Annotated in this window: 2 rRNA genes; both read right to left on the reverse strand. The window is 48.1% G+C overall.

Going from position 1 to position 3,210, the window contains the following annotated elements:
• Positions 1-69 (reverse strand): 5S ribosomal RNA (rrf, locus tag JWG39_RS15850); the annotation flags it as partial.
• A 91-nt stretch (positions 70-160) separates the two neighbouring features.
• Positions 161-3,076: ribosomal RNA gene (locus JWG39_RS15855) — 23S ribosomal RNA — on the reverse strand.
• Positions 3,077-3,210: the final 134 nt, after the last annotated feature.

The raw sequence follows: 3,210 nt of genomic DNA on the forward strand, positions 1-3,210 counted from the left end.
GGCGCAGAGAAGCTTAACTTCCGTGTTCGGAAAGGGAACGGGTGGATCCTTCTCGCTATGGTCGCCACAAACTTGAATCAGAATCATTATAAATGACACTGAGCAATAAAAAAGATAATTGAATAGTAGAGTAGTTTCAGTAGAGGTTTAATCAAAAACAACGAATAAGCCTCACGGCAGATTAGTATCAGTTAGCTCCATGTGTTGCCACACTTCCACACCTGACCTATCAACGTTGTAGTCTACAACGAGCCTTCAGGGGATCTAAAGATCCCGGGATATCTTATCTTGGAGTAGGCTTCCCGCTTAGATGCTTTCAGCGGTTATCCCTTCCGAACTTAGCTACCCAGCAATGCTCCTGGCGGAACAACTGGTGCACCATAGGTTCGTCCACCCCGGTCCTCTCGTACTAGGGGAAGATCTCCTCAAATATCCTGCGCCCGCAACAGATAAGGACCAAACTGTCTCACGACGTTTTAAACCCAGCTCGCGTACCACTTTAATTGGCGAACAGCCAAACCCTTGGGACCTGCTTCAGCCCCAGGATGTGATGAGCCGACATCGAGGTGCCAAACCTCCCCGTCGATATGGACTCTTGGGGGAGATAAGCCTGTTATCCCCGGAGTACCTTTTATCCGTTGAGCGACGACCCTTCCATGCGGAATCGCCGGATCACTAAGACCTGCTTTCGCACCTGCTCGAGATGTCTCTCTCGCAGTCAAGCTCCCTTATGCCTTTACACTCTATAGTTGGTTTCCAATCAACCTGAGGGAACCATCGCGCGCCTCCGTTACTCTTTAGGAGGCGACCGCCCCAGTCAAACTACCCACCAGACAATGTCCTGGATCCAGATAATGGACCGCAGTTAGATTTCTAAAATAACAAGGGTGGTATTTCAAGGGTGACTCCATGAACACTGGCGTGCCCATTTCAAAGTCTCCCACCTATCCTACACATGTTACCTCAAAAACCAATGCCAAGCTGTAGTAAAGGTTCACGGGGTCTTTCTGTCTTGTTGCGGGTAACCGGCATCTTCACCGGTATTACAGTTTCGCTGAGTCCCTGGTTGAGACAGTGGGGGAATCGTTACGCCATTCGTGCAGGTCGGAACTTACCCGACAAGGAATTTCGCTACCTTAGGACCGTTATAGTTACGGCCGCCGTTTACCGGGGCTTCAGTTCAGTGCTTCGCTTGCGCTAACACATTCCCTTAACCTTCCGGCACCGGGCAGGCGTCAGACCCTATACTTCGTCTTTCGACTTCGCAGAGTCCTATGTTTTTAGTAAACAGTCGCTCCCCCCATTTCACTGCAACCCAATTAAGCTTCATTAGTAAATAATGTCACTATATGGGCACACCTTCTCCCGAAGTTACGGTGCTATTTTGCCGAATTCCTTAACCAGAGTTCTCTCAAGCGCCTTAGTATTCTCTACCTGCCTACCTGTGTCGGTTTGCGGTACGGTCACATCCATAACTAGATACGAGGATTTTCCTGGAAGCATGGAACCAACCACTTTGTTGTCGTTAGACATCGTCATCACGCCTCAGTGTTAAGAAGACCCGGATTTGCCAAAGTCTTCCACCTACACGCTTAAACCGGGACTACCAACGCCCGGATGGTCTTACCTTCTCCGTCCCCCCTTACCATAACATTATGGAAGTGGTACTGGAATATTAACCAGTTTCCCATCGACTACGCCTCTCGGCCTCGCCTTAGGAGCCGACTAACCCTGAGCAGATTAACTTAACTACAGGAAACCTGAGGCTTTCGGCGTGAAGGTTTTTCACCTTCATTTTCGCTACTCGTGTCAACATAAGCTCTTGTGTTGTCTCCAGCACTTCTTTCGATATACCTTCTCAGACGTACACAATGTTCTCCTACCATACAAAATAAATTTTGTATCCGTAGCTTCGGTACTATGCTTGAGCCCCGATGAATTTTCGGCGCAGTACCACTGGACCAGTGAGCTATTACGCTTTCTTTAAAGGATTGCTGCTTCTAAGCCAACCTCCTGGTTGTATCTGCAATTCCACATCCTTTTCCACTTAGCATAGATTTTGGGACCTTAGCTGACGGTCTGGGCTCTTTCCCTTTTGACCACGGAACTTATCTCCCGTAGTCTGACTCCCGTACTTGAACTTGACGGTATTCGGAGTTTGATAAGGTTTGGTAATCCGGTAGGACCCCTAGTCTTGTCAGTGCTCTACCTCCGTCAGTCATCATACGAGGCTATACCTAAATATATTTCGGAGAAAACCAGCTATCACCGAGTTTGATTAGCCTTTCACTCCTATCCACAGCTCATCCGAACAGTTTTCAACCTATATCGGTTCGGGCCTCCATCTCGTGTTACCGAGACTTCACCCTGGCCATGGATAGATCACCCGGCTTCGGGTCTACCCCATACAACTCTCGCCCATTTAAGACTCGCTTTCGCTGCGGCTCCACCTCGCGGCTTAACCTTGCTGCATAGGGTAAGTCGTTGACTCATTATGCAAAAGGCACGCGGTCACACTGTTTAAAAACATAGTGCTCCCACTGCTTGTAGGCTAACGGTTTCAGTTTCTATTTCACTCCCCTCCCGGGGTTCTTTTCACCTTTCCCTCACGGTACTCGTTCACTATCGGTCATCGGTTAGTATTTAGCCTTGGAAGATGGTCCTCCCGTATTCCCACAGGGTTTCACGTGTCCCGTGGTACTCTGTCTGGCTGGGTTGACATATATTTTGTGTACCGGACTATCACCGTCTATGGTCAGCCTTTCCATACTGTTCCACTATATATGTTGTTCCGTATCGCCAATTTGGGCTGTTCCGCTTTCGCTCGCCGCTACTCACGGAATCTCAATTGATTTCTTTTCCTGCAGGTACTTAGATGTTTCAATTCCCTGCGTTCGCTTCTTTAACCTATGTATTCAGTTAAAGATGGCAGAGTATAAACTCTGTCGGGTTCCCCCATTCGGAAATCTCCGGATCAAAGTGTGTTAACCACTCCCCGAAGCTTATCGCAGCTTGCCACGTCCTTCTTCGCCTTCCGATGCCAAGGCATCCGCCGTTAGCCCTTAGTAGCTTATTCTTTATACTTGATTAAACTCTTAGGTACTCAACTACTGTAAACCTTTTATCTCTCCCCACCCCGAAGGATGGATCAATTAAAAAGGATTTTTTTGCTACTCTACTATTCAATTATCAAAGAGCGTTCAAACCGGT

Source organism: Desulforhopalus vacuolatus (assembly GCF_016918505.1).
In the GTDB taxonomy this organism is placed as follows: domain Bacteria; phylum Desulfobacterota; class Desulfobulbia; order Desulfobulbales; family Desulfocapsaceae; genus Desulforhopalus; species Desulforhopalus vacuolatus.